The sequence below is a fragment of the Roseovarius sp. genome (assembly GCF_018066915.1).
Lineage (GTDB): Bacteria > Pseudomonadota > Alphaproteobacteria > Rhodobacterales > Rhodobacteraceae > Roseovarius.
Map to the genome: position 1 here is coordinate 1 of NZ_JAGPVV010000139.1, position 4,736 is coordinate 4,736.

5 protein-coding genes are annotated in these 4,736 nt (G+C 57.6%); all 5 read left to right on the forward strand.

What is annotated here, in order from left to right; genetic code table 11:
- Positions 1-236, forward strand: a 236-nt coding sequence (locus KBT70_RS07610) for a transposase (RefSeq protein ID WP_296630727.1), incomplete at its 5' end; no start/stop codon positions are given.
- Between the two features lie 625 nt (positions 237-861).
- Positions 862-2,103, forward strand: a complete 1,242-nt coding sequence (locus KBT70_RS07615; protein ID WP_296630730.1) for a CoA transferase — start codon at positions 862-864, stop codon at positions 2,101-2,103.
- 8 nt (positions 2,104-2,111) lie between these two features.
- Positions 2,112-3,266, forward strand: a complete 1,155-nt coding sequence (locus KBT70_RS07620; RefSeq protein ID WP_009820016.1) for an acyl-CoA dehydrogenase family protein — start codon at positions 2,112-2,114, stop codon at positions 3,264-3,266.
- 199 nt (positions 3,267-3,465) lie between these two features.
- Positions 3,466-4,227, forward strand: coding sequence for an SDR family oxidoreductase (locus KBT70_RS07625; protein WP_296630741.1), 762 nt, complete (start codon positions 3,466-3,468; stop codon positions 4,225-4,227).
- 36 nt (positions 4,228-4,263) lie between these two features.
- On the forward strand, positions 4,264-4,736 hold a 473-nt coding region (locus tag KBT70_RS07630), incomplete at its 3' end, for an ATP-binding cassette domain-containing protein (protein ID WP_296630743.1).

Consider the following 4,736-nt stretch of genomic DNA (forward strand, 5'->3'; position numbering starts at 1 on the left):
GTCTGATGCTGCACAGTTGCGCCTACTGGCTCTGGTGGAAATTGCGCGCCGCCTGTCCAAGGAGATCCCCATGGCGCCGCGCCCAATTCGACACCCTGCGGCTGCATCTCGTCAAGCTGGCTGCAACCATCGTCGAGAAGAAGACCCGGATCAGCATCACACTGCCGACATCATGTCCGCGACAGGGTCTCCTCCATCTTCTCTTCGACGCGCTCGCCCCACCGAAAGCAGCCTGACGCGAGCGGCCCGACAACCCCGAAACATCAATCCATATTACCCAACAACCACGTCAACGACCGGCCAGCAAACCGGACGCAAACATCGGATGCGCGCGACAGACCCGAGATCCGTGAAACCGGCCCCGGGAACACATTAATGCAGCTTCATGAATTATCCGGGTTAGGATTGCAGAAAGACACGGTAACTACTCACGGTTTGTTCAGCCGGTGAGCGGCACTCGTCTGGCTTGACTTATAATCAGATGCAATCAATTTTACCTTTTGGCCACGAGCTTCCTTTTCCCGTGCCCCAGTAGTGCGCGCTGCCGCAAGCTTCAAAAATAGAGCAAGCCGGTCTTTTGCTGAGACATGAATGGAGATAACTGCGGTCGCGTCAGCTTCTTCCGAAATTGATCTCTTCCGTCCGGACGGCACCATGAATCTGGAAAACATTCTTTGTCAGATCGACACCAATCATCATATCCTCCATCTCGCTGTCCTCCTCTTTGCGTGGCTTTAAACACCACGAGCTTGGCACATTGCGATGCCGTCTCGGGAGGGCGGCAACCACTCCATCTGTAGTATTACTCCGGCACAGGGATGAAAGAACGGTCTTGCGTTCGAAGAGACCAAAAACTAACAATTGTTAGAACTGGAGGTCGCTGATCGAATGACAACCCCACTTCATCAATTGAAAATCATCGAGCTTGGTCACGTCATAGCCGGGCCTCTTTCATCAGCTCTGCTCTCCGATTTCGGGGCAGATGTAACAAAGATCGAGGCAGTCAACCGGACCGATATGATGCGCGACCTCGGACCCAAGGCAGAGGATGGGGTGGGCGTTTGGTGGAAGACGCTGGGCCGCAACAAGAAAACCCTGAGCCTGAACTGGAAATCGGACGAAGGCCGGGACATCTTGCGCAGGCTGGTTGAAGGTGCGGATGTACTTGTCGAAAATTTCCGGCCCGGTGTGCTTGAACGTGCGAGTGTCGGGCCGGAGACCCTGCACGAGTGGAACCCGAATCTGATAATCCTGCGTGTGTCTGGTTACGGACAGGACGGCCCGATGCGGGACGTGCCCGCTTTCGGGCGCGCGGCAGAGGCGATGAGTGGTCTCGCCCATCTGACTGGTTTTGCGGATGGGCCGCCGATGCACCCCGGATTTCCGGCAGCCGACAGCACGACAGGGCTGATGGGCGCTTTGGGTATCATGATCGCGCTGTTTGCCCGCGAAAAGGGGATTGCGCGCGGTCAGGTCGTCGATCTTGCGGTGTTCGAGGCATTGCTTCGGTTGATGGACTATCCTGTTCCCGCCTTGACGGGTGCGAAGCTCTCACCAGGACGCAATGGCTTGCGCCAACCGATGGACTTTGCGCCGGGGGGCATGTTCCGCACGTGCGATGGGGTGTGGCTGACCGTTTCCGCAGGCAGCGCAGAAACGGCGCAGCGGCTGCTGCAGGCGGTCGGCGGAGACGCTCTGGCCGATGATCCACGGTTCGCGACCCTAGACCTGATGTCACGGCATATGGTTGTGGTTTTTGATGCCATCAATGATTACGTCACACAGCGCACGCTTGCCGAGGTCGAGGCGGAATTCGCCCGCCATGATGCGGTCGCCTCGCGGGTTCTAAGCGTCGAAGAGATCACGACGCATGAGCAGATACGCCATCGCGGAGACATCGTATCGGTCGACGGAGAGCAGACGCAGGTCGTCGGGCCTATTCCGCATTTGAGCGCCACACCAGGTGAGGTTCGATGGTTGGGACGCCCGCCGGGGGCGGACACCCGCAACATACTGCGCGATATGGGTTTTGAAGATGCAAGGATCACGGCCCTTTGCGAGGCGGGTATTGTGGATTTGGACGGGAAGAGAACCACACCGTGACCTTTCGAATGACAGATGAACAGAAAGAAATCCGCGAACAGATCCTGCGGATTTGCGCGCGGTTCGATGATGACTACTGGTTGGAGCGGGATCGCAACGGTGGTTTTCCCTATGAGCTGCACAGGGCGATGGCCGATGGCGGGTGGCTTGGCATTGCCATGCCCGAAGCGGTCGGTGGTGCCGGTCTGGGGATTACCGAAGCGACCATCATGATGCAGGCGATCGCGGAGTCGGGGGCTGGCGCGAGCGGAGCCTCGGCTATCCACATGAACATATTCGGCCTCAATCCGGTGGTGAAGTTCGGGACAGAAGAACAGCGCGCGCGTATGCTGCCCCCCCTGATCGCCGGTGATGAAAAGGCCTGTTTCGCTGTGACAGAACCGACGACGGGCCTAGATACCACGAAGTTGAAAACCATGGCGATGCGACAGGGCGGCAGGTATGTCGTGCACGGGCAGAAGGTCTGGATTTCCACCGCGCAGGTGGCCCACAAGATGCTGCTTCTGGCCCGGACGACACGGATTGAGGATCTGACTGATCCGACTGAAGGGCTGAGTCTCTTCTATACCGATCTCAACCGCAATTTCGTGGATGTGCGCGAAATTGAGAAGATGGGGCGCAAAGCGGTCGACTCGAACGAGGTGTTCATCGATGGGTTGCCAATTCCGGCCGAAGACCTGATCGGCGAAGAGGGCAAGGGGTTCCGGCAGATCCTGCACGGGCTTAACCCCGAACGCATTCTTGTGGCCGGCGAATGCATTGGTATTGCGCGCAATGCTTTGGTGCGGGCAGCGAAATATGCCAGGGAGCGTGTGGTTTTTGGGAGGCCGGTCGGCCAGAATCAGGGTGTTCAGCATCCACTGGCGCAGGCCTGGGCACGGGTGGAAGCGGCCAATCTCATGGTGATGCATGCCGCCGCCCTCTACGATTCGGGAGAGGCGTGCGGAGTGGAGGCCAACGCCGCCAAGCTATTGGCCGCAGATGCCGCAGTTGAAGCGACCGAAGCAGCGCAGATTACATTTGGCGGGTTTGGATACGCCAAGGAATATCATGTGGAGCGTCTGGTAAGGGAGGCGCTTCTGTTTCGCCTCGTGCCCGTGACACCACAGATGCTTTTATCTTTCATCGCTGAAAAAGCACTCGGGCTTCCAAAGTCTTACTGACTAAAAGTAATGGGCTGGACGATGGCTCATTCTTGTCTTGATTATTTTTCTAACGCCCGTTAGATTATCTCCAACTAACCCGAATGGGACACAGGGAGGAGGCGTCATGTATAAGACGCAATACGGGTCTTCGCGAGGAGCCCTAGCGGCACGCGCAACCGTATATGCCAGCGACTTGTTCGCGGGCAAAACCGTTGTCGTGACCGGCGCTGGCGGTGGTCTGGGTCTGGCCATTGCGGTCCTGTTCGCCAGGTTGGGTGCCAGTCTTGCGATCAATGGACGTGACGCGGAAAAGCTGACCTCGGCCAAGGAATTTCTCGAAACTTTTGGCGGCAATGTGTTTGCCATGCCCATGACCATCCGCGACCCAGAACGGGTCGAGGGTTTTGTCGGTGAGGTCAATCGGGAATTCGGTTCGATTGACGTTCTGGTGAACAATGCCGGAGGACAGTTTCCCCAGGCGGCGCTGGATTTTTCCCCAAAAGGCTGGAACGCGGTCATCGACACCAACCTCAACGGAACCTGGTGGATGATGCAATCCACCGCGCGCCGCTGGGTCGAGCAAAAGCGTCCCGGCTCTATCGTGAATATCGTGGCCGATATTTGGCGCGGGATGCCGGGCATCGCGCATACCTGTGCGGCGCGGGCAGGGGTGATCTACCTGTCCAAGTCGGTCGCGGTCGAATGGGCACCGCACGGCATCCGTGTGAATTGTGTGGCACCGGGCTGTTGCGAGAGTACTGGTTTCAGTCGCTATCCCGAGGATGGTGCGGCAACCTTTCAGGACTCGAATCCGATGCGACATGCAGGCGACGAATGGGATGTTGCCGAAGGCGTTGTTTATATGGCGGCCAATTCAGGGAAATTTGTGACCGGTGAAGTTTTGAACATAGACGGCGGTCAGCAGTTGTGGGGAGATCCCTGGCCAACAGGCAGACCGGATTATTTCCGGATTTCCTGACGCAAGCTACGAACCTAGTGGGGACAACAGGATTAGATGACAGCAAAAAGCAAATCAGCAATCGGCATCGGTGATCGTGCGATACTGGAGTGCAGCGGGATCGAGCGCCGGTTTGGCGGTATTGTCGCTGTCACGGGTGTGGATATCTGCATTCGGGCGGGCGAAATTTTTGGCCTCGTCGGTCCGAATGGTAGTGGCAAGACAACGCTTGTCAACGCGATCACCGGGTTTTTCCCGCCGAATGTGGGGACAGTCCGACTGGCCGACAAGGACATCACCGGCACGACGCCTCACAAGGTTGCAAAGCTCGGGGTCGCCCGGACATTCCAGAACCTCGCCCTGTTCAACGGGATGAGCGTTCTCGACAACATCCTGCTCGGGCGGCATATCCACATGAATCCGGGCGTTTTGCGCACCGCACTTTATTGGTGGGCGGCTCAGCGTGAAGAAATCGAGAACCGTAAAATCGTCGAGGAGGTGATCGAGTTTCTGCAACTTGAGAGCATCCG